This window comes from Frateuria soli, from assembly GCF_021117385.1.
Lineage (GTDB): Bacteria > Pseudomonadota > Gammaproteobacteria > Xanthomonadales > Rhodanobacteraceae > Frateuria_A > Frateuria_A soli.
Genome location: NZ_CP088252.1, coordinates 1,323,187 through 1,347,954, shown reverse-complemented (window position 1 = coordinate 1,347,954; position 24,768 = coordinate 1,323,187). Strand labels below are relative to the sequence as shown.

The following is a 24,768-nucleotide window of genomic DNA, read 5'->3' as shown; positions in this document are numbered from 1 at the left end:
ATTTGGACATCCAAACGGAACGAAGCCGCGCTTGCCCGTGCCCTCCCCGCCATGCAGGGAAGAAAATGCTGCTTCAGCCATGCGGCTGCGTTGCGGGATCACCAAGCTTGGGCGAACCGGCATCGCCGCGCGGCGGCAGATTCGGCGGCACCGGACCGCCCGAGGACGGCTTGGACCAATCGGCCGGCTCACCCGGCTCCCGACCGGCCATGATGTCGTCGATCTGGCGTGCGTCGATGGTTTCGTATTGCAGCAACGCATCGGCCATCACGTGGAGCTTGTCCAGGTTGTCGGTCAGCAGCCGCTTGCTGCGCGCATAGGCGCGATCAAGGATCTCGCGCACCACTTCATCGATGCGCCGGGCAGTCTCGTTGGACACGTTCTTGTGCTGCGTCACGGAGCGGCCCAGGAACACTTCGTCCTCGTCTTCGCCGTAGGTGACCGGCCCAAGCTCGTCCGAAAGGCCCCACTTGGTGACCATGTTGCGCGCCATCTTGGTGGCTCGCTCGATGTCGTTGGACGCTCCGGTGGTGACCTTGTCTGCACCGAAGATCAGCTCTTCGGCGACACGGCCGCCGTAGAGCGAGCAGAGTTGCGATTCGATCGCCACGCGGTTGATCGAATACTTGTCCGCCTCCGGCAGGTACATGGTCACGCCAAGCGCGCGACCACGCGGGATGATGGTGACCTTGTAGACAGGGTCGTGTTCGGGCACCAGGCGGCCGACGATGGCGTGTCCGGCCTCGTGGAAGGCGGTCAGGCGCTTCTCGTCCTCGCTCATGGCCATCGAGCGGCGCTCGGTGCCCATCAGGATCTTGTCGCGTGCCTTGTCCAGGTGGCTCATGCGCACTTCGCGCGCATTCTCGCGCGCGGCGAACAGCGCCGCCTCGTTGACCAGGTTGGCGAGGTCCGCGCCGGAGAAGCCCGGCGTGCCGCGTGCGATCACCATCGGGTTGACGTCGCTGGCGGTCGGCACCTTGCGCAGGTGCACCTTGAGGATCTGTTCGCGACCCTTCACGTCCGGCAGCCCGACCACCACCTGGCGATCGAAGCGGCCCGGGCGCAGCAGCGCCGGATCGAGCACGTCGGGGCGGTTGGTCGCGGCAATGACGATGATGCCTTCGGTACCTTCGAAGCCATCCATCTCGACCAGCAACTGGTTGAGGGTCTGCTCACGCTCGTCGTGGCCACCGCCCAGGCCCGCGCCGCGATGGCGGCCGACCGCGTCGATCTCGTCGATGAAGATGATGCACGGAGCATGCTTCTTGGCCTGCTCGAACATGTCGCGCACGCGGCTGGCGCCGACGCCGACGAACATTTCCACGAAGTCCGAGCCGGAGATCGAGAAGAACGGGACCTTGGCCTCGCCGGCAATAGCCTTGGCGAGCAAGGTCTTGCCGGTACCCGGCGGACCGACCATCAGCACGCCGCGCGGAATCTTGCCGCCCAGCTTCTGGAACTTGCCCGGGTCGCGCAGGAACTCGACCAGCTCGCCGACCTCCTCCTTGGCCTCGTCGCAGCCGGCGACATCACTGAAGTTCACCTTGACCTGGTCCTCGCCCTGCAGCTTGGCGCGCGAGCGGCCGAAGCTCATCGCACCGCGGCCACCGGCACCGGCCTGCATCTGCCGCATGAACCAGATGAACACGCCCACGATCAGGATGATCGGCAGCCAGTTGACCAGCAGGCCCAGCAGCGAGAAGCCGTTGTTGGAGGGCTCCTGGCTCACCACCACGTTCTTGTCCTGCATCTGCTTGACCACCCCGTTGGTGGAAAAGCCGAGCACGGGCGCGACGGTGCGGAAGGCACTGCCGTCCTTCAGCTTGCCGGTGATGGTGGCCGGGTTGTCGGCGCTGATCGTGGCGCTGGCGACGTTGCCGCTTTCCACGCTCTGCACGAAGCTCGAGTACGGCAGGTCGGAAGAGGAGCCGCCGCGGGGGTTGAAGCTCTGGAACACGGTCAGCAGGACCACCGCGATGATCAGCCAGAGCAACAGGTTTTTCGCCATTTCGTTCATGCGCGGTTCTCGTCCGTTTGCCCGCCGCCGTCCTTCTTGCCGGTGGCGAGCGCATACACCTCTCGCGAACGCGCGCGGGAGGCCTTGGGTTTACGCATGGTTACGCGCGCAAACTGCGCGCGCAAGTTGCGCAGGTAGTCATCGAAGCCGGCGCCCTGGAACAGTTTTATCAGGAAGGCACCGCCCGGCTTGAGCCATTGCCGGGAGAAATCCAGCGCCAGTTCGGCCAGATCCATTGCACGGATCTGGTCGGCCAGCGCCACACCACTCATATTGGGGGCCATGTCGGACAGTACAAGATCGACGCTCTGGCCGCCCAGACGCTCCTCCAGCAGGCGCACCACGGCCTCCTCGCGGAAGTCACCCTGGATGAAATCGACCCCTGCGATGCCCTGCATCGGCAGGATGTCCAGCGCGATCACCGCGCCACTGTCGCCCAGTCGCTGGCGCACCAGCTGCGACCAGCCGCCGGGTGCCGCGCCCAGGTCGACCACGCGCATACCCGGCTTGAGCAGGCGGTCGCGCTCGATCAGCTCCTCCAGCTTGAATACCGCGCGCGAGCGCAATCCTTCGGCTTGCGCCTTCTTCACGTAGACGTCGTCGAAGTGCTCACGGAGCCACCGGGAGCTGCTTTTGCTGCGGGACATGCGGCAGGGGCACCGATGGGGAGGGACACCCGCATGATACCCTTTACCGCCCCCCGACCGCGAACCGTGGACGCTTCCCGCATGCCGATCTCTCCTTCCCAGCGCCGCTACCTGCGCAGCCTCGCCCACGACCTGCACCCGGTAATCCTGCTCGGTGCCAAGGGCGCGACGCCCGCCGTGGTCAAGGAGCTGGACCTGGCGCTGAGCCACCATGAGCTGGTCAAGGTCAAGCTTTCGGGCGGGGACAAGGAGGAGCGCGAGGCGCAGATCGGCTATCTCACCGAGGGCACCGGCGCCGAGAGCGTGCAGCAGATCGGCCACACCTTCACCCTGTTCCGCCGCAACGAGGACGAGCCCAAGCTCGCCCTGCCCCGCTGATGGACCTTTCGCTCGAACGCCCCGAGGGTTACCTGTTCATCCGTCGTGTCGGCGAGCGATCGATCACGGTGGTGGACCGGGAGCTGACGGCGAGTTTCCTGCTGGCGCCGGACCGGGTCGTCGAGGCTTGGCCGGTCGACGACGTGGCGGCCCTGGACGGCGATGCCGGCGAGGCCGTGCGCGCGCTGGAACCTGAAGTGGTGCTGCTGGGCACCGGCAGCCGGCAGCGATTCCCGTCGGCCGCCTTCATGGCCGGCTTCCTGCGCCTGGGGATCGGCATCGAGGTGATGGACAACGCCGCCGCGGCGCGTACCTACGACCTTCTGGCCGGCGAAGGACGGCGCGTCGTTGCCGCCTTCATCCTGCCGCTGGCCGTGCCGGAACGTTGAATCCGCCCGCCACTCAGCGCGCCGGCAGGTAGTCCAGCGGATCCACGGGATTGCCGTCGCGCCGGATCTGGAACTGGAGCTCGTTCCGCGCGGAACCGGTCGACCCCATCTCCGCGATCAACTGGCCCGCGCTGACCCGCTGCCCTTCCTTCACCAGCCGCTTGCGGTTGTGGCCATACGCGGACAGGAAGTCGTCGTTGTGCTTGATGATGACCAGCTCGCCGTAACCGACCAGCCCGTTGCCGCTGTACACGACCACGCCGTCGGCGGCCGCACGCACCGGGTCGCCGGCATCGCCGGCCAGTTCGATACCGGGTATGGCGTCGCCGCCCTGGAACTTCTTGATGAGCGCGCCGTCGGCGGGCCAGCGCCAGTCGATGCCGCTGGCGGTACGGGTGGCTCCCTTCGGCGCGGGCACGGCAGGCGATGCAGGCGGGGCGGCCACGGGAGCGGTCGCAACCGTGCCCGGCGCCGGATGCGACGTTACGGGAGCGACCGGCTTGAACACCGGCGCCGCCGGACGCGCGGAAGCGACCGGTCGCCGTGCGCCTGCAGGACGAACCTCACCGGGCGAAAGCCGAAGCACCTGCCCCGGCCAGATCGTGTAGGGCGGCGCGATACCGTTCCACGACGCCAGGGCGCGGAAATCCAGGCCGTGGCGGAAGGCGATCGAGTAGAGCGTATCCCCGCGCATCACGCGGTAACTGCCCGAGGCTGCCCGCGCGGGAGGAGCGGCCGACGGGCGCGAGGTTGTGCCGCCGCGACTTGGCTGGACCACCACCGACCGCCCACAGGCGACAAGGAAAAGCGCGGCCATGCATGCCACCGCGAAACGCATCCATTTCTTCATGCCGACCAGCATACCCAGCCGACACGCCGATTTCACGGAAGGACCTGCGCCGCTCACCGCAGCCAGATCCACCACGCCAGCAGCAGCGCCAGCACGATGATGGCGATCCAGCCGATGCGCTCGATGTGCTTGTGCAGCAACCGCTCGGCACGTTCGCCGAACAGGCGGATCAGCAGCGCCAGCAGCCAAACGCGCTTGCCGCGGCCCACTGCCATGCAGATCAGGAATGGGATCACCGGCACGCCCACGATGCCCGACGCCCAGGTGACGAACTTCATCGGCACCACCGGCTGCAAGGCGGCCAGCGTCAGCACCAGCAGCAACCCCAGCCAATGCTGGTTCATCTGCGCACGCAGGCTGGCCACACCCTGTTCGATCGGTTCGAGCAGGTGCAGCGATGCCAGTAGCGGCTGCAATGCCTGGAACGCCCAATGGCCCAATGCATAGCCCACCAGCGAGCCAAGCAGCGAGAACAGCAGGCTCAGGTTGGCATAGAAGAACGCCTTCTGCCGCTTGCCCAGCATCATCGGCGCCAGCATCACCTCCGGCATGATCGGGAAGATGAAGGCTTCCACGAAGCTCAACCCGCAGAGGTAATACACGGCCCGCGGATCGCGCGCCCAGGTCAGTGCACGCGAGTAGAGCGTTCCAAACAGGCGCATCTAGTGGGCTCCTTGTCGCCGAAGGGGTGGCATCAACCGATGCCGCCGAGCAGCGGCACGAAGCTCACCGGACCGAGTTCTTCCTGGACGAAATCGCCCTGCCCGTTGCCGCGGATGCGCAACAGCATCTGGCTGCTGGGCGAACCGACCGGCGCGACCAGCACGCCGTCGGGCGAGAGCTGTTCGAGCACCTGGCTGGGGATCGCATCGCCCGCAGCGGTAAGGATGATCGCGTCGAACGGCGCCTGGTCGGGCCAGCCCAGCTTGCCGTCGTCGTGGCGCGAACGCACGTTGTCCAGGCCCAGCTGGCGGAAGCGCCGGCGCGCCTGGCGCAGCAGCTCCTCGATGCGCTCGACCGTGAAGACCTGGCCGACCAGCGCTGACAGCACCACCGCCTGGTAGCCCGAGCCGGTGCCGATCTCCAGTACCTTCTGCGGGACGCCGCCGTTGAAGTGTTCCAGCAGCGCCTCGGTCATCCGCGCGACGACCCAAGGCTGCGAGATGGTCTGGCCATGGCCGATCGGCAGCGCGGTGTTCTCGTAGGCGCGCGAGTGCAGCGCCTGATCGATGAAGTGGTGGCGCGGCGTGTTGCGGATCACCTCGACCACGCGCGGGTCGCGGATGCCGCTCTCCTTGAGCGTCGCAGCCAGCCGGTCGCGCGCGCGCTGCGAGGTCATCCCCTCGCCCTTGAACGCCGACGGCGGCAGCGGATGGATGTTCATCGTCATCGTGTCAGGCCGCCCTCTCGTCCATCGCGTCGGTCATCGCCTGCATCCAGCCGCTGATCTTCTCCAGCGCCTGGTAGCGGGTGAGGTCGACGAGGATCGGCGTGACCGAGACGTAGCCGCGGCGCACCGCGTCGAAGTCGGTGCCGGGGCCATCGTCCTCGGCGCCGCCGGATGGTCCGATCCACCAGATCGGCTTGCCACGAGGATCGGTCTGGGCGATGCACGGCGCCGAGCGGTGCCGCTTGCCCAGCCGGGTGACCTCGAAGCCCTGGATCTCGTGCCAGGGGCGGTCCGGTACGTTGACGTTGAGGATCGTGTCGGCTGGCAGCGGATCGACCAGCAGTCGGCGCATCAGGATCAATACGGCCTGCGCGGCGGAGTCGTAGTGTTCGCCCTTGTGGTCGCGGCTGGCCAGCGACACCGCGATCGCCGGCAGTCCGAGGAAGCGCCCCTCCATCGCCGCCGACACCGTGCCCGAATAGATCACGTCGTCGCCGAGGTTGGCCGAGTTGTTGATACCCGACACCACGATGTCCGGCTCGTGATCGAGCAGCCCGGCCAGCGCCAGGTGCACGCAATCGGTCGGCGTGCCGGCCACGCGGTAGCGTCCGTCATCCATCTTCAGCGCGCGGATCGGTGCATCCAGGGTGAGCGAATTGCTGGCGCCCGAACGGTCGCGATCAGGCGCCACCACCGTGACCTGGCCTACCGCCGCCAGAGAGTCGGCCAATACGCGGATGCCGGGGGCGTCCACTCCGTCGTCGTTGCTTACCAGGACTCGCATGATGTTCCGTACAGATGCTCGAGCGCAGCCCCGAAGGCGCGCTCCGAATCCTTTGAAGTCTACCGGACCGGCCCACCTCTTTCACGGTCGGGGGACCGATTCCCTGCCCCGGTGGAGAGGATCGTGCGAGCGGCGGGCTTGGGGAAAACAGCCACCGGCTCCCTTGCTAGCATGACTGCATGAAGAAGCGCCGCAGCCCCACCGAGCCTGACGAAGACGACATCCGACTGTTCCGTGATGCGATCGGCCCGGTGCGCGAGATCCGCGCCGACACCCGACCGCCGCCCGCACCACGACCGGAACCACGCGCACACATGCTCGAAGCGGACGAAGCGGCCGTGCCTGGCGAACTTCTCGAGTTCGCCTTCGACCCCGCGCTGATGGAGATCGGCGAGGAACTGAGTTACCTGCGCGACGGCTACCCGCCCCGCCTGCTGCGCCAGCTCAAGCGTGGCCAGTTCAGCATCCAGGACGAACTGGACCTGCACCACATGAACGCCGCCGCCGCCCAGGCCAGCATCGCCAGCTTCCTGGCCGAAGCGCGCCAGCACGGCCTGCGCTGCGTGCGCATCGTGCACGGCAAGGGCCTGCGCTCCAAGGCCGCCGGCCCGGTTCTGAAGGTGCTCACCGACCGCCTGCTGCGCCGGCGTGACGACGTGATCGCCTTCGCCTCGGCCAAGCCCGCCCAGGGCGGCACCGGCGCCGTCGTCGTCCTGCTCAGAAACGCCTGATCTCCCCGGAAGGCACCGTGTGCGCGACCAGGGGCCCCAGGTCGAGCACAGGTGCGCTCCTGCGCTGCGCCCGCTATCCGTCAGGCTTGCGCCAGTTCGCGCACCACCACCGTCGCGTAGGCACCGGCGGGCAATTCGAAAGCCAGCTCCAGGGAGTCCTCGCCCAGCCAGCGCCAGGTGGGCTGGCGCGGCAGCAAACGCAAGGGGCGGCGCTCCTGGTCCATGCGGGCCGCTGCCAGGCCCTCGGCCAGATCGATGTCGCGCGCAGCGACCTCGCGCTCCAGTGCGCCGGCCGCGGCGGTCGTCGGCGGCTCGCCCTGCCCCCAGAGCGGACCGGAGGGGTGGATGTCTCCCTTCGCCAGGCGCTCGGCGAGGATGGCACCGAACGCCTCCGGCCCGAACCATGAGCGCGATCCGGCGAGCGACCAGATCTCGCCCTCGAGCGGAGAATCCCAAGCACCCTGCTCGACCCGCGCGGCGAGCACGCCATTGAAGATGTGCGAGCGGGCGGCCGACAGCAGGAAGCTGCGCTTGTCGCGATCGACCCGGCGTCCGGCGAACATGGCACGTGCCTGCGCCACGTTGCCGCCCTCGCGGCCGAACCGCTGTTCGCCGAAGTAGTTGGGGACACCGCGCGCGGCAATGGCCGCCAATACCCGCTCGGCCTCTGCGCGATCGCCCTGCACCTCGCGCAGCACCAGCAGGAAGCGGTTGCCGCGCAGGGCGCCGCGCTTGAGCTTGCGGTTGTGCCGGGTGGCGGCAAGCACCTTCACCTCCGCATGAGGGAAGGCCGACCAGTCCGGGTCCGGCTTGCCCGCCAGCTGGACGGTGAAGGCCTGCCGGGTCACCGCGTGGCGGTCCTTCAGGCCCGCGTACCCCACGGCCACCGGCGGCACGCCGGCGAACCGGGCCAGCTCGCGCGCCACCCAGTCGGTGTTGGCGCCACGCTTCTCCACCCACAGCAGCGCATGCTCGCCCGAGCCCTCGGCGTCGTAGCCGAGGATTTCCTCGACGATGAAGTCCTCCGGCGTGGTGCGCAGGCGCGCGGTGAGCGGCGGGGTGCCGTGGGCGTAAGGGAGTTCGTGCACTGCGGTCCTTGGTCGATGGTTCGCCGGGCTTCTGCAGGAGCCCGCTTGCGGGCGATGCACTGGCATCGATGCGGCAAGAGCATCGCCCGCAAGCGGGCTCCTACAGAACCCGGGCTACATGAGGAAAAGCGAGGCGAGGCCCAGGAAGATGAAGAACCCGCCGCTGTCGGTCATCGCCGTGATCAATACGCTCGATCCGAGCGCAGGATCGCGGCCGAACTTCATCATCAGCATGGGTATGCCCACTCCTGCGAAGGCAGCCAGCAGCAGGTTGAGTGTCATCGCCGCGGTCATCACCAGGCCGAGCGCGATGTTCTCGTACAGCAGCCAGGCCACGATGCCGATCACGCCGCCCCAGATCAGGCCGTTGAACAGCGATACGGCAAGCTCCTTGCGCCACAGCCGCCGCGCGCTGTCGGGCGTGATCTGGTTGAGCGCCAACGCACGCACGATCATGGTGATGGTCTGGTTGCCGGAGTTGCCGCCGATGCCGGCCACGATCGGCATCAACGCAGCCAGCGCCACCAGCTTCTCGATCGCGCCCTCGAACAGGCCGATCACGCGCGAGGCGATGAAAGCGGTCACCAGGTTGATCGCCAGCCATGACCAGCGGTTGCGCAAGGATGCCCACACCGAGGCGAAGATGTCCTCCTCCTCGCGCAGGCCGGCGCGATTGAGCGCCTCGCTCTCGCTCTCTTCGCGGATCACGTCGACCATCGCGTCGACCGTGATGCGGCCGATCAGCCGCCCGCCATCGTCGACCACCGGGGCGGTCACCAGGTCGTAGCGCTCGAACGCCTGCGCCACCTCGTAGGCATCGTCGGCCGGGTGGAAGGTGTTGACGTCCGGCGCCATCACTTCGCTGACCATCTTCTCGGGCGGATTGACCAGCAGCCAGTGCAGCGGCAGCACGCCGGTGAGCAGGTTGTCCTGGTTGATCACGAACAGCTTGTCGGTCTGCGCGGGCAGCTCCTCGAACCGGCGCAGGTAGCGCAGCACGGTCTCCAGGCTCACGTCCTCGCGGATCGTGACCATCTCGAAGTCCATCAGCGAGCCGATCTGGTCCTCATCCCATGACAGCGCCGACTGCACCCGCTCGCGCTGCTGCGCGTCGAGGCTGGCCATCAGCTCGGGCAGAACCTCGGTCGGCAGATCCTCGACGAGGTCGGCCAGTTCGTCGGCGTCCAGGGGCTCGACCGCGGCGAGGATCTCGCGCTGGTCCATGTCCGCGATCAGCGATTCGCGCACCGCGTCGGACACTTCCAGCAGGATTTCGCCGTCGCGGTCGGCCTTCACCCGCTGCCAGACGGCCAGGCGCTCGTCCAGCGGGAGCGCCTCCAGCACGAACGCGATGTCGGCCGGATGCAGTTCGTCGAGCAGTTGCTGCAACTGTGCCTGGTCGTCGGGCGTGGGCGTCTCGGCCAGCCGCGCCAGCAGTGCCGTAATGGCTTCCAGCTGCTCCGGCAGCCGGTTTGCACCGCGGGTCTCGGCCTCGCTCACGCGCGCTCCAGCAGCACGCAGGCCTGCGCCGCGATGCCCTCGCCCCGGCCGGTGAAGCCAAGCCTTTCGGTAGTGGTGGCCTTGATGCTGATCCGGGCGACCTCGCAGGCAAGGTCTTCGGCCAGGTTCGCGCGCATCGCCCCGGTATGCGGCCCGACCTTGGGCCCTTCGCAGATCACCGTGACGTCCGCATTGCCAAGCGCGTAGCCGTGCTGCGACATCAGGAGCCCGGCATGGCGCAGGAACTGCCGGCTGTCGGCACCGCGCCAGCGCGCGTCCGACGGCGGAAAGTGCGTGCCGATGTCGCCGACCGCAAGCGCGCCGAAGATGGCGTCGCACAATGCGTGGATGACCACATCGCCGTTGGAATGCGCGACCACGCCGCGGTGGTGGGGCACGCGCACGCCGCCGAGTACGACGAAGTCGCCCTCGCCGAATGCGTGTACGTCGAATCCCTGGCCTATGCGCATCACGTCGTCCTCGTCAGCAGGAACTCGGCCAGCGCGAAATCCGCGGCCGTGGTTACCTTGATGTTGTCTTCCGCGCCCTCCACCAGCCGCGGTGCGTGGCCTGCGCGTTCCATCGCCATGGCCTCGTCGCTCACGATCACGCCGTCGCGGACTGCCGCCTCGATCGCTGCCACAAGCTGCCCACGTCGGAACATCTGTGGCGTGAAGGCGCGCCAGCGCTGCTCGCGCGGCTCGGTGAGGATGCTGCATCCGCGCTCGTCGGCGCGCTTGAGGGTGTCCCTCAGCGGCGCACCGAGCAGGCCGCCCTCGCCCACGGAGGCCACTTCGACCAGGCGTTCGATGTCGGCGGCGCGAACGCAGGGGCGCGCCGCGTCATGCACCAGCACGAACTCGCCCTCGCCGACCCCGCCCGGCAGCGCGCGCAGGCCGGCCAGTACCGAGTCGGCACGCTCGCCGCCTCCGGTCGTGGTGAGAACGGGCTTGCCAGCCAGGTGGTCGAGACCCGGCCAGCGCTCGTCATCGGCCGCCAGCGCCACCATCAGACCGGCGATGCGCGGATGCCCGGCCAGCCTTTCCAGCGTATGCAGGATCAATGCACGCCCGGCCAGCGGCAGGTACTGCTTGGGGCAGTCGCCGCCGACCCGCGTGCCGCGTCCGGCGGCCGGTATCACGCACCACAGCGGGGTCATGTCACTGCCCGCCGCCGTCGCTGGCCGCCGGCGCACTGGCGCTGCCGGCCGGTCGCTCGACCACCTGGTAGAAGGTCTCGCCGGGCTTGATCAGGCCCAGCTCCGCACGGGCGCGCGCTTCGACCGCCTGCTCGCCGTGCTTGAGGTCGCTGACGTCGGCCGCCAGCGCCTGGTTGCGCTGGAGCAGCTTGTCGTTCTCGCCCTTCTGCTTCTGCACCGACGTGCGCAGCGCCCGCACTTCATGCATGCCGCCGCTGCCGGTCCACAGCTTGAGCTGCAGACCGATCAGGATCACGAAGAGGATCAGGGCGACCCAGCGCAGCATGGACAATGCGACCTGTCAGCGTCAGCCCGGCAAGCGGGCAAGGTTGGGGAACGCGTCGCGACCGGCGTAACGGGCGGCACTGCCCAGTTGCTCCTCGATGCGCAACAGCTGGTTGTACTTGGCCACCCGATCGGTGCGGCAAAGCGAGCCGGTCTTGATCTGGGTCGCGGTCGTCGCCACGGCGATATCGGAGATGGTCGTGTCCTCGGTTTCGCCCGAGCGATGGGAAACCACGGCGGCATACTTCGCCGCATCGGCCATCGCGATCGCTTCCAGCGTCTCGGACAGCGTGCCGATCTGGTTGACCTTGATCAGGATGGCGTTGGCGATGTGCTTCTCGATGCCCTCGCGGAAGATCGACGGGTTGGTGACGAACAGGTCGTCGCCCACCAGCTGCACTTCCTTGCCGACCCTGTCGGTGAGCAGCTTCCAGCCGTCCCAGTCGCCCTCGGCCATGCCGTCCTCGATGGTGACGATCGGGTACTGCCTGGCCCAGGCGGCCAGCAGGTCCACGAACTCCTCCGGGGCATAGGCCTTGCCCTCGCCTTCCAGCTCGTACTTGCCGCTCTTGAAGAACTCGGAACTGGCCACGTCCAGGCCCAGCAGGATCTCGCTGCCGACCTTGTAGCCGGCCTTGCCGACTGCCTCCAGAATGGTGTCCAGCGCCTCGATGTTGGAGCGGAGGTCCGGCGCGAAGCCGCCCTCGTCGCCAACGGCGGTGTTGAGGCCCTTGCCCTTCAACACGCTCTTGAGCGCGTGGAAGATCTCGGCACCCGCACGCAGCGCCTCGGCGAAATTCGGCACGCCGACCGGCAGGATCATGAACTCCTGCACGTCGACGTTGTTGTCGGCGTGCGCACCACCGTTGACGATGTTCATCATCGGCACCGGCAGGCTGCCCGGCTTGCCGTGCGAGAGGTACTTCCACAACGGTTCGCCGCGGGAGGCGGCCACCGCGTGCGCCGCCGCCATGGACACGCCCAGCAGCGCATTGGCGCCGAGCTTGCCCTTGTTCGGAGTGCCATCCAGCGCGATCAGCTTCGCATCCAGCCCCTTCTGGTCGGCGGCATCGAAACCCTTCAGCGCGTCCGCGATCACACCGTTGACGTTGGCGACCGCCCTGGTCACCCCCTTGCCGCCGTAGCGCGCCTTGTCGCCGTCCCGCAGTTCGACCGCCTCGCGCGAACCGGTCGAGGCGCCGCTGGGCACCGCGGCCCGGCCAAACGCGCCGCCGGCCAGGGTGACTTCGGCTTCCAGCGTGGGGTTGCCGCGCGAGTCGAGGATTTCACGGGCGTGGATGCGGGTGATCGTCGTGGTCATGGTGGTCCGTCATCAAAAGGTGGAAGGGTTACCGTAGGAGCCCGCTTGCGGGCGATGCTCTTCTCTTCCCGCCGGAGGGCATCGCCCGCGAGCGGGCTCCTGCAAGGGGGCCGAGCTTATAGCGCTTGTTCCAGGAAGCCGTGGCGCTTGGTCACGGCGTCCAGCTCCATCAGTGTTTCGAGCAGCGCTTCCATCCTGTCCAGCGGCCATGCGTTGGGGCCGTCGGAGAGCGCCTTGCCCGGGTCCGGATGCGTCTCGGCGAACAGGCCGGCCACGCCGACCGCCACCGCCGCGCGCGCCAGCACCGGCACGAATTCGCGCTGGCCACCGGAACTCGCGCCCTGCCCGCCAGGCAGCTGTACCGAGTGCGTCGCATCGAACACCACCGGGCATCCGGTCTCGCGCATCACGCTCAGCGAGCGCATGTCCGAAACCAGGTTGTTGTAACCGAAACTCGCGCCGCGCTCGCACACCATGATGTCGTCGTTGCCCACGGCCTTGGCCTTGGCGACCACGTGCTTCATGTCCCAGGGCGCCAGGAACTGGCCCTTCTTGATGTTCACCGGCTTGCCGGCGCGGGCCACGTTCTGGATGAAGTCGGTCTGCCGGCACAGGAACGCTGGCGTCTGCAGCACGTCGACCACCGCCGCGACCTCGTTCATCGGCGTGTACTCGTGCACGTCGGTAAGCAAGGGCACGCCGATCTGGCGCTTGACCTCGGCCAGCACGCGCAGGCCTTCTTCCAGGCCCGGGCCGCGGAAGCTCTGGCCGGAGGAGCGGTTGGCCTTGTCGAAGCTGGACTTGAAGATGAAGTTCACGCCGAGCCGGCCGGTGATCTCCTTCAGCCTGCCGGCGACATCCACCTGCAACTGTTCGGATTCGACCACGCAGGGGCCGGCAATCAGGAACAGGGGTTGGTCGAGGCCGACTTCGAAACCGCAAAGCTTCATGGAATCTTTCCTGTAGGGCCCGCCTGTGGCGAGCTGCAAAACCCTTCGCGGGGAGGACGCCCCCGGGAATCAGGCGTCACCGGGAGATCAGGCCCTCGCCTGCGCGCCGGCCAGCTTCTCCCCTTCGCGCATCGCCTTGTACTCGCGCGCCGCCTCGACGAAGCCGATGAACAGCGGGTGCCCGTCGCGCGGCGTGGAGGTGAACTCCGGATGTGCCTGGCAGGCCAGGAACCACGGATGTTTCTGCTGCGGCAGCTCGACGATCTCGACCAGCAGGTCGTCCATCGACTTGCCGGACACCACCAGGCCCAGATCCTCGAAGTCCTGGCGGTAGCGGTTGTTGAACTCGTAGCGGTGGCGATGGCGCTCGCGCACCACCTCCTGGCCGTACATCTGCCGCGCCAGCGTGCCGGCCTTCAGGCGCGCCTCCTGCGAGCCCAGGCGCATGGTGCCGCCCAGGTCCGAGTGCTCGCTGCGCTGCTCGGTCTCGCCGGTGGCCGTGGTCCACTCGGTGATCAGCGCGATCACCGGGTTGGCGGTGTTGCGGTCATTCTCGCTGGAATCGGCGTCCTTCAGACCCGCCACGTTGCGGGCGAAGTCCACCACCGCCGCGTGCATGCCGTAGCAGATGCCGAAATAAGGCACGCCGTTCTCGCGGGCGTACCTGGCCGAAAGCACCTTGCCCTCGAAGCCGCGCTTGCCGAAGCCGCCCGGCACCAGGATCGCGTCGGCCTTGCCGAGCACCTTCTGCGCGCCCTCGGCCTCGACCTGTTCGGAATCGATCCAGTCCAGGTTGACGCGGGTCTGCTGCTTGATGCCGCCGTGGCGCAGCGCCTCGCCGAGCGACTTGTAGGCGTCCTTGTGCTCGACGTACTTGCCCACGATCGCGATGGTGACCTCGTCCTTCGGATGCTCGACCGCCTCGACGGTACGGCGCCAGCTGGACAGGTCCGCCGGCTTGGCGTCCAGCCCAAGGCGCTTGACCACGATGTCGTCCAGGCCCTGGCCGTGCAGCCACAGCGGAGTCTTGTAGATCACGTCCACGTCCACCGCGCTGATGACCGCGTTTTCCGGCACGTTGGTGAACAGCGCGATCTTGCGCCGCTCGCTCTCCGGCAGCGCTTCCTCGCAGCGGCACAGCAGGATGTCCGGCTGGATGCCGATCGAGCGCAGTTCCTTCACCGAGTGCTGGGTGGGCTTGGTCTTGATCTCGCCGGCGGCCTTGATGTACGGCACGAGGGTGAGATGCATGAACAGGCATTTCTCCGGCCCGTGCTCGATGCGCAACTGGCGGATCGCCTCCAGGAACGGCAGCGACTCGATGTCGCCCACGGTGCCGCCGATCTCCACCAGCGCCACGTCGAAGCCGCGGGTGGCCTCGTGCACGCAATGCTTGATCTCGTCGGTGATGTGGGGGATCACCTGCACGGTCGCGCCCAGGTAGTCGCCGCGGCGCTCCTTGCGGATCACCGACTCGTAGATCTTGCCGGTGGTGATCGAGTTCTTTCCGGTCAGCCGGGTATGGACGAAGCGCTCGTAGTGGCCCAGGTCCAGGTCGGTCTCGGCGCCGTCGTCGGTCACGTAGACCTCGCCGTGCTGGAAGGGGCTCATGGTGCCCGGATCCACATTGATATACGGATCGAGCTTCATCATGGTGACCGAAAGCCCGCGCGCCTCGAGGATGGACGCGAGCGACGCCGCCGCGATGCCCTTGCCAAGCGAGGACACCACACCGCCGGTGACGAAAATCAGGGGGGTCATGGGATGCAGCCGTGCTGGAAATCGGCATTTTAGCGGCTGACGGGTCCGGCTGCGAGGGATTCCATCGGAGCGGTTCACGCTTGGTCCCTCTCCTGCCCGGAGAGCAGACGGGTCGGGGGCCAGACATCCCCTGCACCGCCCACCCCGAACGCAGGCGCAAAGCGCCCGGATCCGAGGCTTCCGGGGCGGCCGCGGTGCTTCGGGGCCGCCGCCCCCGGCGCTGCTCCGGCGTGAACGGCTGGGGATGGAAGGCGCTAGCATGAGGGGATGACCAACCCCGTCCCCTCCCGTCTGGCCGCCCTGCGCCAGGCCATGCAGAAGCACGGCGTCGCCGCCTGCCTGGTCCCCTCGGCCGATCCGCACCTGTCCGAATACCTGCCCGCCCACTGGAGCGCCCGCGAGTGGCTGTCCTGCTTCACCGGCTCGGCCGGCACGCTGGTGGTCACCGCGAACACCGCGGACCTCTGGACCGATTCGCGCTATTTCTCCCAGGCCGAACAGCAACTGGCCGGCACGGGCGTGGCACTCAAGAAGCAGAAGATCCCGCACGCTCCCGAGCACCTGCAGTGGCTGCAGGAACACCTGAACGAGGGCGACGTGCTCGCAGTGGCCGGCGACAGCCTGTCCGTCGCCGCCCGCAAACAGGTCGAGCGTCTGCTGGGCGAGGCTGGCGCACGCGTGCGCACCGATCTGGACCTCCCCGGCGAAGTCTGGAACGGCCGACCCACCCTGCCCAGGGCGGCGGTGTTCGAGCACGCATCCGGCTACCCGGGTGCCACCCGCGCAGAAAAACTCGAACGTCTGCGCGGCAGCCTGCGCCGCCAGCAGGCCACGCATCACCTGGTCTCCAGCCTGGACGACATCGCCTGGCTCACCAACCTCCGCGGCAGCGACGTGGAGTGCAACCCGGTCTTCCTGGCCCATTTGCTGGTCCAGGCGGACGGGCCAAGCACGCTGTTCGTCGACCGCGGCAAGCTCTCCGACGCGCTCGTGACCGCGCTCAAGGCGGACGGCGTGCGGGTCGCCGAGTACGCCACCGTCACCGACGCCATGGCCGAACTGGGCAAGGACGCACGCCTGCTGCTCGACCCGGCGCGCGTGGTCTGCACGGTGGCCGATGCCATCGGTCCGGAGGCCGCCCGGGTGGAAGCGGCCAATCCGTCGACTGCCTTCAAGGCCCGCAAGACCGAAGCCGAGCTCGAACACATCCGCGAGGTGATGCGCCGCGACGGCGCCGCGCTGGTACGCGCCTTCCGGCGGCTGGAAGAGCGCCTGGCCGCCGGCATGTCCCAGACCGAACTGGACGTCGACGCGCTGCTGCGCGACGAACGCTCGGCCCAGCCCGATTTCATCGGCGAAAGCTTCGCCACCATTGCCGGCTACCAGGCCAACGGCGCCCTGCCCCACTACCGCGCCACGACCGAGGCGCACAGCACGTTGCAACGCAAGGGGCTGCTGCTGGTGGATTCGGGCGGACAGTATCTTGGCGGCACCACCGACATCACCCGCGTGCTGGCGCTGGGCGAGACCACGGCCGAGCAGCGGCGTGACGCCACGCTGGTGATGAAGGGCCTGGTCGCGCTCTCCCGCGCGCGCTTTCCCAAGGGTGCCAGCGGCCCGCAGCTCGACGCGCTGGCGCGTGCGCCGCTGTGGGCCAGTGGCCTGGACTACGGCCACGGCACCGGCCACGGCGTAGGCTACTTCCTCAACGTGCACGAAGGGCCGCACTCGATCCGCCCACCGCTGCCCAATGGCGCGCTGGTGCCGCTGGAGCCGGGCATGATCGCCTCGATCGAGCCGGGCCTGTACAAGCCGGCGCGCCACGGCATCCGCCACGAGAACCTCGCGGTGGTGGTGCAGGCGGACCAGACCGAGTTCGGCGAGTTCTACGCCTTCGAGACGCTCACGCTGTGCCCGTTCGACCGCCGCGCGCTCGAGCCCGGCCTGCTCAACCCGGAAGAGCGCGCCTGGCTGGACGACTACCACGCCACCGTGCGCGCGGCGCTGGCGCCGCTGCTGGAGGATGCGGACCTGGCATGGCTGGAGCGTCACTGCGCGCCGCTTTGACCGATCAACTCTTGTAGGAGCCCGCTTGCGGGCGATGCTGTTGGGACCACCCAGCAAAAGAGCATCGCCCGCAAGCGGGCTCCTACTGGGGCTTCGCCCGTATCGGCTTGACCGGCCGGCCCGGGCGACCCATCCTGCCGCGCTCAACTTACCGACCGACCCCACGCATGAGCAGTCGCTACAACGCCGCCGACATCGAAGTCCTCTCCGGCCTCGATCCCGTCAAACGCCGCCCGGGCATGTACACCGACACCTCGCGCCCGAACCACCTGGCGCAGGAAGTCATCGACAACTCGGTGGACGAGGCACTGGCCGGCCACGCGAAGGCGATCGAGGTGGTGCTGCACGCCGATGGCTCGGTCGAGGTCAGCGACGACGGCCGCGGCATGCCGGTGGACATCCACCCGGACGAAGGCGTGCCGGGCGTCGAGCTGATCCTCACCCGGCTGCACGCGGGCGGCAAGTTCAGCGGCAAGAACTACAACTTCTCCGGCGGCCTGCACGGCGTGGGCGTGTCGGTCGTCAACGCGCTCTCCCAGCGTGTCGAGGTGACCATCCGCCGCGACGGCAGCGAATACCGCATGGCTTTCGAGCACGGCGACCGCGTCAGCGAGCTGGAGGTCATCGGCTCGGTGCCCAAGAGAAAGACGGGCACCACGGTGCGTTTCTGGGCCGACCCCAAGTATTTCGATTCCCCAAAGATCTCGGTTCCGAAGCTCAAGCACCTGCTGCGCGCCAAGGCGGTGCTGTGCGCCGGCCTGAGCGTGAAGCTGGTCGACGAAGCCAGCGGCGAGACCAGCGAGTGGTACTACGAGGATGGCCTGCGCGACTACCTGCGCGGCGAGCTCGATGGCGCCGAGGCGATCCCGGCCGACCTGTTCGTGCACCACGTCGCCCGCGACACCGAAGGTCTGGACGTCGCTCTCACCTGGCTGCCCGAGGGCGAGCTGGTGCAGGAAAGCTACGTCAACCTGATCCCCACCGCGCAAGGCGGCACCCACGTCAATGGCCTGCGCACAGGCCTGACCAACGCCATCCGCGAGTTCTGCGACATCCGCAACCTGCTGCCGCGCGGCGTCAAGCTGGCGCCGGAAGACGTCTGGGAGCGCCTGGCTTTCGTACTCTCGGCCAAGCTGCAGGATCCGCAGTTCGCGGGCCAGACCAAGGAGCGGCTGTCCTCGCGCAATGCCGCCGCGCTGTGCGAGAGCGTGGTCCACGACGCCTTCAGCCTGTGGCTCAACCAGCACGTGGACCTGGGCGAGAAGATCGCCCAGCTCGCCATCGAGCGCGCCAGTGCGCGCCTGAAGGCGGCCAAGCAGGTCGTACGCAAGAAGATCACCCAGGGCCCCGCCCTGCCCGGCAAGCTGGCCGATTGCACCGCCACCGACCTCACCCGCACCGAGCTGTTCCTCGTGGAGGGCGATTCGGCCGGTGGCAGCGCCAAGCAGGCGCGCGACAAGGACTTCCAGGCGATCCTGCCGCTGCGCGGCAAGATCCTGAACACCTGGGAGGTCGAATCGACCTCGGTGCTGGCCTCGGAAGAAGTCCACAACCTGGCCGTGGCGATCGGCTGCGATCCGGGCAAGGACGATCTTTCCAGCCTGCGCTACGGCAAGGTCATCATCCTGGCCGACGCCGACTCGGACGGCCTGCACATCGCGACCCTGCTCTCGGCGTTGTTCCTGCGGCACTTCCCCGCGCTGGTGCGCGAGGGGCACGTGTTCGTGGCGATGCCGCCGCTGTTCCGCGTGGACGTGGGCAAGCAGGTGTTCTATTGCCTGGACGAAGCCGAAAAGCAGTCGATGCTGCAGAAGATCGAGCGCGAGAAGATGAAGGGCGCCGTCTCGGTGACCCGCTTCAAGGGCCTGGGCGAGATGAATCCGGCGCAGTTGCGCGAGTCGACCATCCATCCGGACACCCGTCGCCTGGTCCAGCTGACCGTCGACGACGACGAGGCCACCGCGAAGCTGATGGACATGCTGCTGGCCAAGAAGCGCGCCGGGGATCGCAAGAGCTGGCTCGAGGAGAAGGGCGACCTGGCCACGCTGGAGGTCTGACCCCCCGGCACGCCGCTTGTAGGGGTCCACTGGTGGGACGATGTTCCTGGCAGCGCGATCAGGCGTAGGGGCATCGCCCACAAGTGGGCTCCTACAACGGCATCGTCCCACGCGCACGCACTGCGCGCTAAGGTAGGCACGTCCAAAACGCGAGCGCCACCATGGCCCTGCCCCCGCCCATCAACCTGCAACGCTGGATCGACGAACACCGCCATCTGCTCAAGCCGCCGGTCGGCAACAAGTGCATCGTCGACGGCGACTTCATCGTCATGATCGTCGGTGGTCCCAACGCGCGCACCGACTACCACTACGACGAAGGCGCGGAGTTCTTCTACCAGCTCGAAGGCGAGATGGTGCTCAGGGTGCAGGACGAGGGTGTCGCGCGGGACATTCCGATCCGTGCGGGTGAACTGTTCTACCTGCCACCGCGTGTTCCGCATTCGCCCCAGCGCATGCCCGACTCGGTCGGACTGGTCATCGAGCGACGCCGCCTTCCCGACGAGCGGGACGGCCTGCTGTGGTTCTGCGAGCGCTGCAACCACAAGTTGTACGAGGAGTTTTTCACGCTGGGGAATATCGAGCAGGACTTCCCGCCGGTGTTCGAGCGCTTCTACCGCTCGCGCGAAGCACGCACCTGCGATGCCTGCGGCCACCTGAACCCGGCACCGGCGCGTTACGAGTCCGCCTGACCCCGCCTCCGGCACGGACCGCGCCGGGGTGGGTGCTGACGCCGCCTACGAAGCGCTGACCTGCCAGCGCCGCGCCATGCGTCGCAGCGACTCGTCCGCCTGCCGGTCCAGCGCGATCGCCCGGATCGGGCGCCAGGCCAGGTCGAGCGACTCTTCGCCGACGGCGAACAGCTCGCTGCCCGTCGCGCGCACGACAAAACGCACGTCGTAGTGCCAGTGCGCTGGCTCGTCCCCACGGGCCGGAATCAGGTGCCGATCCAGATCGAAGATCTCCGGGTCCACCACCAGGTCCCGCAGTCCCGACTCCTCTTCCGCTTCGCGCAGCGCGACGCGCGATAGGTCCCGATCACCGTCGGCATGCCCCCCCAGTTGCAACCAGCGACCGAGCTTGCGGTGATGGGTCAGCAGCACGCGCTCGCCATCCGCACTCACCAGCCACGCCGAACCGGTGAAATGGCCGGGCGCGTGCGTACGCTCGAACACCCCGGGCGCACTGGCCAGGAACGCGAGGAAGCCGTACACGTTCGGCTCGTCCGGGAAGGACGTTCCGTGGCGACGCAGGGCATCGCCGAGCTGGAAGGTCGATGTATGGGGCATGTTCGTTGGACGAGGGCAAACGGCGAATTCTAGCGACGCCCGGGCATGCCTGGTGGCGCTTGTACCCCCAGTCACGCTCGGCTAAGGTTGCCCGTCGCATCGGCTCGACGCGTGGCTAACGCAAAGGGTCGGGGAGCACGCCGTCTTTCATGGGGAACGCTAATGCTGTTTAAGCGCGTCAAGCCGCTCGACCAGATTCTCGCCACCGCCGAAAAGAAATCCCTCGTCCGCCAGCTCGGCCCGTTCCAGCTCACCATGCTCGGCATCGGCGCGATCATCGGTACCGGCATTTTCGTGCTCACCGCCGAGGCCGGCCAGAAGGCCGGACCGGGCATGATGGTTTCCTTCATCATCGCCGCCGTCGTCTGCGGGCTGGCGGCCCTGGCCTACGCGGAACTCGCCTCCATGGTGCCGGTGGCGGGCTCGGCCTACACCTACACCTACGGCGTGATGGGCGAAGGGCTCGCCTGGGTCGTGGGTTGGGCGCTGGTGCTGGAATACACCATCGCCGCGAGTACCGTGTGCGTGGGCTGGGCCGGCTACTTCAACGGATTGCTTGCCAGTCGCGGCCTCGGCTTGCCCATGTTCCTGCGCGTGGGGCCCCTGGATGGCGGCGGCTTCAACTTGTTTGCCTGCCTGATCGGCCTGGTCATCACCGGCCTGCTGGTGGTCGGCACCAGCAAGTCGGCCAAGGTCAACGCGGTGCTCGTGCTGGTCAAGGTGATCGCCCTGACCGTGTTCATCGTCATCGCGCTGCCCCGCGTGGAAGACGCGAACTTCGAGCCATTCACGCCCAACGGCTGGGGCAGCCCGATGGGCGGCATCGGCGTACTCGGCGCGGCCGCCTCGATCTTCTTCGCCTACGTGGGTTTCGACGCGATTTCGACCGCGGCCGAGGAAACCAAGAATCCCAATCGCAACATCCCGATCGGCCTGCTCGGCGCGCTTGGCGTCTGCACCATCTACTACCTGCTGGTCAGCTACGGCGCGATTGGCGCCGTGGGTGCGCAGCCGGTCGTGGCTCCGGACGGGTCGGCCATCCAGCCGGGCACGCCCGCGATGGCGGCCGCATGCCGGGCATCCGAGGCGCTGGTCTGCAGCAAGGAAGCCCTGGCCCATGCGGTTCGCCTGCTCGACCACCCGTGGTGGGGCAATTTCATTGGCGCCGCGGCCAGCCTCGCGCTGCCTTCGGTCATCCTGACGATGACCTACGGCCAGACCCGCATCTTCTTCACCATGGCACGCGACGGCCTGCTGCCGAGCTCGCTGGCGAAGATCCACCCGCGCTACCACACCCCGCACGTGATCACGCTGATCACCGGTGCCTTCGTATCGCTGTTCGGTGCGTTGTTCCCGGTGGGCGCGCTGGCGGACGTGACCAACTCCGGCACGCTGTTCGCCTTCATGATGGTCGCGCTGGGCGTGCTGATCCTCCGTGTCAAGCAACCCCAGCGCCCGCGTTCGTTCCGTACGCCGATCGCGTGGGTCGTCTGCCCGCTCGCCATCCTTGGCTGCCTGCTGCTGTTCCTCAACCTGTCCAAGATCACGATGATCGTGTTCTTCGGCTGGGCGGCGGTCGGCCTGGTGGTCTACTACCTCTACGGCTACCGCAAGAGCCACCTGGCCAACGGCACCGAGCCGGCCTGACGCCTTGCGTCGCACCCTGAGCGAAAACCTGCCGGCACGGTGAGAACCGTGCCGGTTTCATGTCCGGAATGCCCATGCTGAAGCAACTGCTCGCCCGCAAGACCAACTTCGCCGACGTGGACGAAACGCACGGTCCGGGCCTGCGCCGCACGCTGGGCCCCTGGGGACTGACTGCGCTGGGCATCGGCGCCGTGATCGGCGGCGGCATCTTCGTGATCACCGGCCAGGCGGCCGCCGAGCATGCCGGTCCGGCGGTGATCCTCGCCTTCGTCATCGCCGCGCTCTGTTGCAGCTTCACGGCGCTGTGCTACGCGGAGTTCGCCACGCTGATCCCGATGTCGGGCAGTTCGTATTCCTATGCGTACGCGACGCTGGGCGAACTGGTCGCCTGGTTCATCGGCTGGAACATGGTGCTGGAGTACGGCGTGTCGGCCTCCGCGGTCGCGGTCAGTTGGACCGGATACTTCGTCAGCCTGATGGACCACGTCGGCATCCACCTGCCGGCGGCACTCACCCACGCCCCGCTGGCCTATGAAAACGGCCACCTGGTAACCACTGGGGCGCTGTTCAACCTGCCCGCGGTAGCCATCGTGCTGGCGCTGACCTGGCTCTGCTACGTCGGCATCCGCGAATCCAGCGGCGCAAACATCGCCATGGTGCTGCTCAAGGTCGGCCTGATCGTGGTGGTGATCGTGGCCGGATGGCGCTACGTGAATCCAGAGCTGTGGCATCCGTTCATTCCGGCCAACGAAGGGCCGGAGACCTACGGCTGGTCAGGCATCATGCGAGCCTCGACCCTGGTGTTCTTCGCCTACATCGGTTTCGAGGCGACCTCGACCGCGGCGCAGGAAGCGAAGAACCCGCAGCGCGACCTGCCCATCGCCACGATCGCCTCGCTGGCCATCTGCACCGTGCTCTATGTCGGCATGGCGGCGGTCATCACCGGCCTGCTTCCGTTCAAGCTGCTGGGCACCGCCGAGCCGGTGGTCACTGCAGTCAAGGCGCATGCCGAGCTGGAATGGCTGCGCTGGCTGGTCGAGGTCGGCGCCCTGATCGGCCTGTCCTCGGTCGTGCTGGTGATGATCATCGCGCAGCCACGCATCTTCATGATCATGGGTCGCGATGGCCTGTTGCCGCCCGTCTTCGCGAAGATCCATCCGCGCTATCGCACCCCGCACATCAATACGGTCATTACCGGTCTGGGCATTGCCGCCCTGGCGGCGGTGTTTCCGCTCGACATCCTCGGCGACCTGGTGTCGATGGGCACGCTGATCGCGTTCGTCGCCGTGTGCGCCGGCGTGCTGATCCTGCGCCACACCCAGCCGGACCTGCCGCGTACCTTCCGCGTGCCGTGGGCACCGGTGACCTGCACGCTGGGCGTGCTGAGCTGCCTGACCCTGCTGTACTGGGAAAACTGGTATCAGTGGCTGATGCTGGGTATCTGGACGTTGATCGGCATGGTCATCTATTTCGCCTACGGCCGTCGGCACAGCCAGCTGCGCAAGGCTGCGGCCGCCTCTCCCTGAGCCGCCCCCGGCGCGCTGGAATCGGCCTGCCGGGCACCCGGTCACGGTCGTCCGGGGAAAGCATCCTGCCGACACGAACCCGGCCGTTGACCGACGTTTACAGGCGGACGCGGCACTTAACGAGAATATTACAGTTGGCACAGCTGCAGCCCATGAGGAATTTTTGGCTGCAACTAGCTGATAAATAAGGTTTTAACGGAAGTTTTCGGAGAAAAAATCCGACCCCGACCGCCCGAACCGCCCCCTCCAGGAGTATCATTCGTGCTCCGAGGGTTGATCACTTGGCAGTGGGCCCCGGATCGCCGCCCGGCGCGTCAGGCGGGTCAGCTCCTCAGCCTGACGCGTCTGGGCAGCATTTTTCAGACCGGCCGACCGGCCCCCTCCCACGCATGCAAGATTCGTCAACGCGCACCCTGCGCGCCGACCGCATGTGCGCTAGTTCAGGCCTTCCTGGCCGTGTGGGAAACGCACCAGCCCTTGGCGTTCACCGACTTGCCGGGGAACAGCTGGCAAGGACCGTAGGGCTTGGCGTTGGCGTCGGTGTAGAACTGGCAGTTCGCGCAGACATCGCCCGCCTTGTGCTTCGGGTTCTTCGACTTGGTGGCGTCCTCGACGTAGTCCAGCGCCTTGGCGGTCGGATCGGACTCGGCCACATGCGGCAGGTCCGCTGCGCGAGCGAAGCGCGGCAGCCCACCGACCACCGCGGCGGCCGCGGCGGTGCCGGCGGCCACCTTCAGGAAGCGGCGACGCGCTTCGACGTCTTTTTCTTGCGACATGGTTGAACCTCCGTTGTTTCAGCCACCGCGGACGCGGCGGCCTGTCGCGATGGTACGCCGCGAACGTCAATTCCACCTGACTTGCGAGAACGACTCGCATTTGCCGTTGGGAGTACGGGC

Annotated in this window: 24 protein-coding genes; 8 read left to right on the top strand and 16 right to left on the bottom strand. The window is 67.7% G+C overall.

Features of this window, described 5'->3' with window-relative positions; genetic code table 11:
* Window positions 1–73: 73 nt before the first annotated feature.
* Window positions 74–2,017 (bottom strand): ATP-dependent zinc metalloprotease FtsH, encoded by a 1,944-nt coding sequence (gene ftsH / locus LQ771_RS06215; RefSeq protein ID WP_231351492.1) that lies wholly within the window; start codon window positions 2,015–2,017, stop codon window positions 74–76.
* Window positions 2,014–2,664: a 23S rRNA (uridine(2552)-2'-O)-methyltransferase RlmE gene (rlmE, locus tag LQ771_RS06210; RefSeq protein ID WP_231351491.1), complete on the bottom strand. Its 651-nt coding sequence runs from the start codon at window positions 2,662–2,664 to the stop codon at window positions 2,014–2,016. The genes ftsH and rlmE overlap by 4 nt, the downstream gene beginning before the upstream one ends.
* A gap of 81 nt (window positions 2,665–2,745) precedes the next feature.
* On the opposite strand from rlmE, the gene yhbY reads away from it, so the two are divergent.
* The gene (gene yhbY / locus LQ771_RS06205) at window positions 2,746–3,042 is read left to right on the top strand and encodes a ribosome assembly RNA-binding protein YhbY (protein ID WP_231351490.1); all 297 of its coding nucleotides are present in this window, start codon (window positions 2,746–2,748) and stop codon (window positions 3,040–3,042) included.
* A complete protein-coding gene (locus tag LQ771_RS06200; RefSeq protein WP_231351489.1) occupies window positions 3,042–3,431 on the top strand; it encodes an Mth938-like domain-containing protein in 390 nt (129 codons plus the stop codon). Before yhbY ends, LQ771_RS06200 begins: the two co-directional genes overlap by 1 nt.
* A 13-nt stretch (window positions 3,432–3,444) precedes the next feature.
* On the opposite strand, the gene LQ771_RS06195 is transcribed toward LQ771_RS06200, so the two are convergent.
* From LQ771_RS06195 to surE, 4 genes are read right to left on the bottom strand one after another with little or no spacing between them, the layout of a single operon-like run.
* Window positions 3,445–4,293, bottom strand: a complete 849-nt coding sequence (locus tag LQ771_RS06195) for a peptidoglycan DD-metalloendopeptidase family protein (protein ID WP_425491346.1) — start codon at window positions 4,291–4,293, stop codon at window positions 3,445–3,447.
* 41 nt (window positions 4,294–4,334) lie between these two features.
* Window positions 4,335–4,943: a YqaA family protein gene (locus tag LQ771_RS06190; protein WP_231351487.1), complete on the bottom strand. Its 609-nt coding sequence runs from the start codon at window positions 4,941–4,943 to the stop codon at window positions 4,335–4,337.
* Window positions 4,944–4,975: 32 nt separating this feature from the next.
* Window positions 4,976–5,665, bottom strand: a complete 690-nt coding sequence (locus LQ771_RS06185; protein ID WP_231351486.1) for a protein-L-isoaspartate(D-aspartate) O-methyltransferase — start codon at window positions 5,663–5,665, stop codon at window positions 4,976–4,978.
* 10 nt (window positions 5,666–5,675) lie between these two features.
* Window positions 5,676–6,455, bottom strand: coding sequence for a 5'/3'-nucleotidase SurE (gene surE, locus LQ771_RS06180; protein WP_231351485.1), 780 nt, complete (start codon window positions 6,453–6,455; stop codon window positions 5,676–5,678).
* A 179-nt stretch (window positions 6,456–6,634) separates the two neighbouring features.
* On the opposite strand from surE, the gene LQ771_RS06175 reads away from it, so the two are divergent.
* Window positions 6,635–7,186 (top strand): Smr/MutS family protein, encoded by a 552-nt coding sequence (locus LQ771_RS06175; protein ID WP_231351484.1) that lies wholly within the window; start codon window positions 6,635–6,637, stop codon window positions 7,184–7,186.
* 80 nt (window positions 7,187–7,266) lie between these two features.
* Here LQ771_RS06175 and truD read toward each other — a convergent pair whose 3' ends face one another.
* The 8 genes from truD to pyrG form a co-directional block, all read right to left on the bottom strand.
* A complete protein-coding gene (truD, locus tag LQ771_RS06170) occupies window positions 7,267–8,274 on the bottom strand; it encodes a tRNA pseudouridine(13) synthase TruD (RefSeq protein WP_231351483.1) in 1,008 nt (335 codons plus the stop codon).
* Between the two features lie 114 nt (window positions 8,275–8,388).
* The gene (gene mgtE, locus LQ771_RS06165) at window positions 8,389–9,774 is read right to left on the bottom strand and encodes a magnesium transporter (protein ID WP_231351482.1); all 1,386 of its coding nucleotides are present in this window, start codon (window positions 9,772–9,774) and stop codon (window positions 8,389–8,391) included.
* Entirely contained in the window at window positions 9,771–10,244 is a 474-nt protein-coding gene (gene ispF, locus LQ771_RS06160) for a 2-C-methyl-D-erythritol 2,4-cyclodiphosphate synthase (RefSeq protein WP_231351481.1), read from the bottom strand. Before ispF ends, mgtE begins: the two co-directional genes overlap by 4 nt.
* Complete coding sequence (ispD, locus tag LQ771_RS06155) at window positions 10,244–10,933, bottom strand: 2-C-methyl-D-erythritol 4-phosphate cytidylyltransferase (protein ID WP_231351480.1); 690 nt, start codon at window positions 10,931–10,933, stop codon at window positions 10,244–10,246. The genes ispF and ispD overlap by 1 nt, the downstream gene beginning before the upstream one ends.
* A 1-nt stretch (window position 10,934) precedes the next feature.
* Window positions 10,935–11,258 carry a cell division protein FtsB gene (ftsB, locus tag LQ771_RS06150; protein WP_231351479.1) on the bottom strand — a complete coding sequence of 108 codons (324 nt, stop codon included), beginning with the start codon at window positions 11,256–11,258 and terminating at the stop codon, window positions 10,935–10,937.
* Window positions 11,259–11,279: 21 nt separating this feature from the next.
* Window positions 11,280–12,578 (bottom strand): phosphopyruvate hydratase, encoded by a 1,299-nt coding sequence (eno, locus tag LQ771_RS06145; protein WP_231351478.1) that lies wholly within the window; start codon window positions 12,576–12,578, stop codon window positions 11,280–11,282.
* Window positions 12,579–12,694: 116 nt separating this feature from the next.
* Window positions 12,695–13,528, bottom strand: a complete 834-nt coding sequence (gene kdsA / locus LQ771_RS06140; RefSeq protein ID WP_231351477.1) for a 3-deoxy-8-phosphooctulonate synthase — start codon at window positions 13,526–13,528, stop codon at window positions 12,695–12,697.
* An 87-nt stretch (window positions 13,529–13,615) separates the two neighbouring features.
* Window positions 13,616–15,289 carry a CTP synthase gene (gene pyrG / locus LQ771_RS06135; RefSeq protein WP_231351476.1) on the bottom strand — a complete coding sequence of 558 codons (1,674 nt, stop codon included), beginning with the start codon at window positions 15,287–15,289 and terminating at the stop codon, window positions 13,616–13,618.
* A gap of 267 nt (window positions 15,290–15,556) precedes the next feature.
* Between pyrG and LQ771_RS06130 the strand changes: the two genes are divergently transcribed.
* The 3 genes from LQ771_RS06130 (at window position 15,557) to LQ771_RS06120 (ending at window position 20,102) form a co-directional block, all read left to right on the top strand.
* Window positions 15,557–17,356 (top strand): aminopeptidase P family protein, encoded by a 1,800-nt coding sequence (locus LQ771_RS06130; RefSeq protein ID WP_231351475.1) that lies wholly within the window; start codon window positions 15,557–15,559, stop codon window positions 17,354–17,356.
* Between the two features lie 167 nt (window positions 17,357–17,523).
* A complete protein-coding gene (gene parE, locus LQ771_RS06125) occupies window positions 17,524–19,413 on the top strand; it encodes a DNA topoisomerase IV subunit B (protein WP_231351474.1) in 1,890 nt (629 codons plus the stop codon).
* A 161-nt stretch (window positions 19,414–19,574) separates the two neighbouring features.
* The gene (locus tag LQ771_RS06120; protein ID WP_231351473.1) at window positions 19,575–20,102 is read left to right on the top strand and encodes a 3-hydroxyanthranilate 3,4-dioxygenase; all 528 of its coding nucleotides are present in this window, start codon (window positions 19,575–19,577) and stop codon (window positions 20,100–20,102) included.
* A gap of 45 nt (window positions 20,103–20,147) precedes the next feature.
* Here the strand turns inward: LQ771_RS06120 and LQ771_RS06115 are convergent, their stop codons facing one another.
* Window positions 20,148–20,699 carry an NUDIX hydrolase gene (locus tag LQ771_RS06115; RefSeq protein ID WP_231351472.1) on the bottom strand — a complete coding sequence of 184 codons (552 nt, stop codon included), beginning with the start codon at window positions 20,697–20,699 and terminating at the stop codon, window positions 20,148–20,150.
* Window positions 20,700–20,861: 162 nt separating this feature from the next.
* Here LQ771_RS06115 and LQ771_RS06110 point away from each other — a divergent pair, with 162 nt between their 5' ends.
* Complete coding sequence (locus tag LQ771_RS06110; RefSeq protein ID WP_231351471.1) at window positions 20,862–22,346, top strand: amino acid permease; 1,485 nt, start codon at window positions 20,862–20,864, stop codon at window positions 22,344–22,346.
* A 74-nt stretch (window positions 22,347–22,420) separates the two neighbouring features.
* A complete protein-coding gene (locus LQ771_RS06105) occupies window positions 22,421–23,872 on the top strand; it encodes an amino acid permease (RefSeq protein ID WP_231351470.1) in 1,452 nt (483 codons plus the stop codon).
* 440 nt (window positions 23,873–24,312) lie between these two features.
* Here LQ771_RS06105 and LQ771_RS06100 read toward each other — a convergent pair whose 3' ends face one another.
* Entirely contained in the window at window positions 24,313–24,648 is a 336-nt protein-coding gene (locus LQ771_RS06100; protein WP_231351469.1) for a high-potential iron-sulfur protein, read from the bottom strand.
* Window positions 24,649–24,768 lie beyond the last annotated feature (120 nt).

Bases quoted from the DNA above. Each gene is read 5' to 3' on its own strand.
- ftsH (WP_231351492.1), bottom strand. From the start codon at position 2,017: ATGAACGAAATGGCGAAAAACCTGTTGCTCTGGCTGATCATCGCGGTG.
- rlmE (WP_231351491.1), bottom strand. From the start codon at position 2,664: ATGTCCCGCAGCAAAAGCAGCTCCCGGTGGCTCCGTGAGCACTTCGAC.
- yhbY (WP_231351490.1), top strand. From the start codon at position 2,746: ATGCCGATCTCTCCTTCCCAGCGCCGCTACCTGCGCAGCCTCGCCCAC.
- LQ771_RS06200 (WP_231351489.1), top strand. From the start codon at position 3,042: ATGGACCTTTCGCTCGAACGCCCCGAGGGTTACCTGTTCATCCGTCGT.
- LQ771_RS06195 (WP_425491346.1), bottom strand. From the start codon at position 4,293: ATGCTGGTCGGCATGAAGAAATGGATGCGTTTCGCGGTGGCATGCATG.
- LQ771_RS06190 (WP_231351487.1), bottom strand. From the start codon at position 4,943: ATGCGCCTGTTTGGAACGCTCTACTCGCGTGCACTGACCTGGGCGCGC.
- LQ771_RS06185 (WP_231351486.1), bottom strand. From the start codon at position 5,665: ATGAACATCCATCCGCTGCCGCCGTCGGCGTTCAAGGGCGAGGGGATG.
- surE (WP_231351485.1), bottom strand. From the start codon at position 6,455: ATGCGAGTCCTGGTAAGCAACGACGACGGAGTGGACGCCCCCGGCATC.
- LQ771_RS06175 (WP_231351484.1), top strand. From the start codon at position 6,635: ATGAAGAAGCGCCGCAGCCCCACCGAGCCTGACGAAGACGACATCCGA.
- ispF (WP_231351481.1), bottom strand. From the start codon at position 10,244: ATGCGCATAGGCCAGGGATTCGACGTACACGCATTCGGCGAGGGCGAC.
- ispD (WP_231351480.1), bottom strand. From the start codon at position 10,933: ATGACCCCGCTGTGGTGCGTGATACCGGCCGCCGGACGCGGCACGCGG.
- ftsB (WP_231351479.1), bottom strand. From the start codon at position 11,258: ATGCTGCGCTGGGTCGCCCTGATCCTCTTCGTGATCCTGATCGGTCTG.
- eno (WP_231351478.1), bottom strand. From the start codon at position 12,578: ATGACCACGACGATCACCCGCATCCACGCCCGTGAAATCCTCGACTCG.
- kdsA (WP_231351477.1), bottom strand. From the start codon at position 13,528: ATGAAGCTTTGCGGTTTCGAAGTCGGCCTCGACCAACCCCTGTTCCTG.
- pyrG (WP_231351476.1), bottom strand. From the start codon at position 15,289: ATGACCCCCCTGATTTTCGTCACCGGCGGTGTGGTGTCCTCGCTTGGC.
- LQ771_RS06130 (WP_231351475.1), top strand. From the start codon at position 15,557: ATGACCAACCCCGTCCCCTCCCGTCTGGCCGCCCTGCGCCAGGCCATG.
- parE (WP_231351474.1), top strand. From the start codon at position 17,524: ATGAGCAGTCGCTACAACGCCGCCGACATCGAAGTCCTCTCCGGCCTC.
- LQ771_RS06120 (WP_231351473.1), top strand. From the start codon at position 19,575: ATGGCCCTGCCCCCGCCCATCAACCTGCAACGCTGGATCGACGAACAC.
- LQ771_RS06115 (WP_231351472.1), bottom strand. From the start codon at position 20,699: ATGCCCCATACATCGACCTTCCAGCTCGGCGATGCCCTGCGTCGCCAC.
- LQ771_RS06110 (WP_231351471.1), top strand. From the start codon at position 20,862: ATGCTGTTTAAGCGCGTCAAGCCGCTCGACCAGATTCTCGCCACCGCC.
- LQ771_RS06105 (WP_231351470.1), top strand. From the start codon at position 22,421: ATGCTGAAGCAACTGCTCGCCCGCAAGACCAACTTCGCCGACGTGGAC.
- LQ771_RS06100 (WP_231351469.1), bottom strand. From the start codon at position 24,648: ATGTCGCAAGAAAAAGACGTCGAAGCGCGTCGCCGCTTCCTGAAGGTG.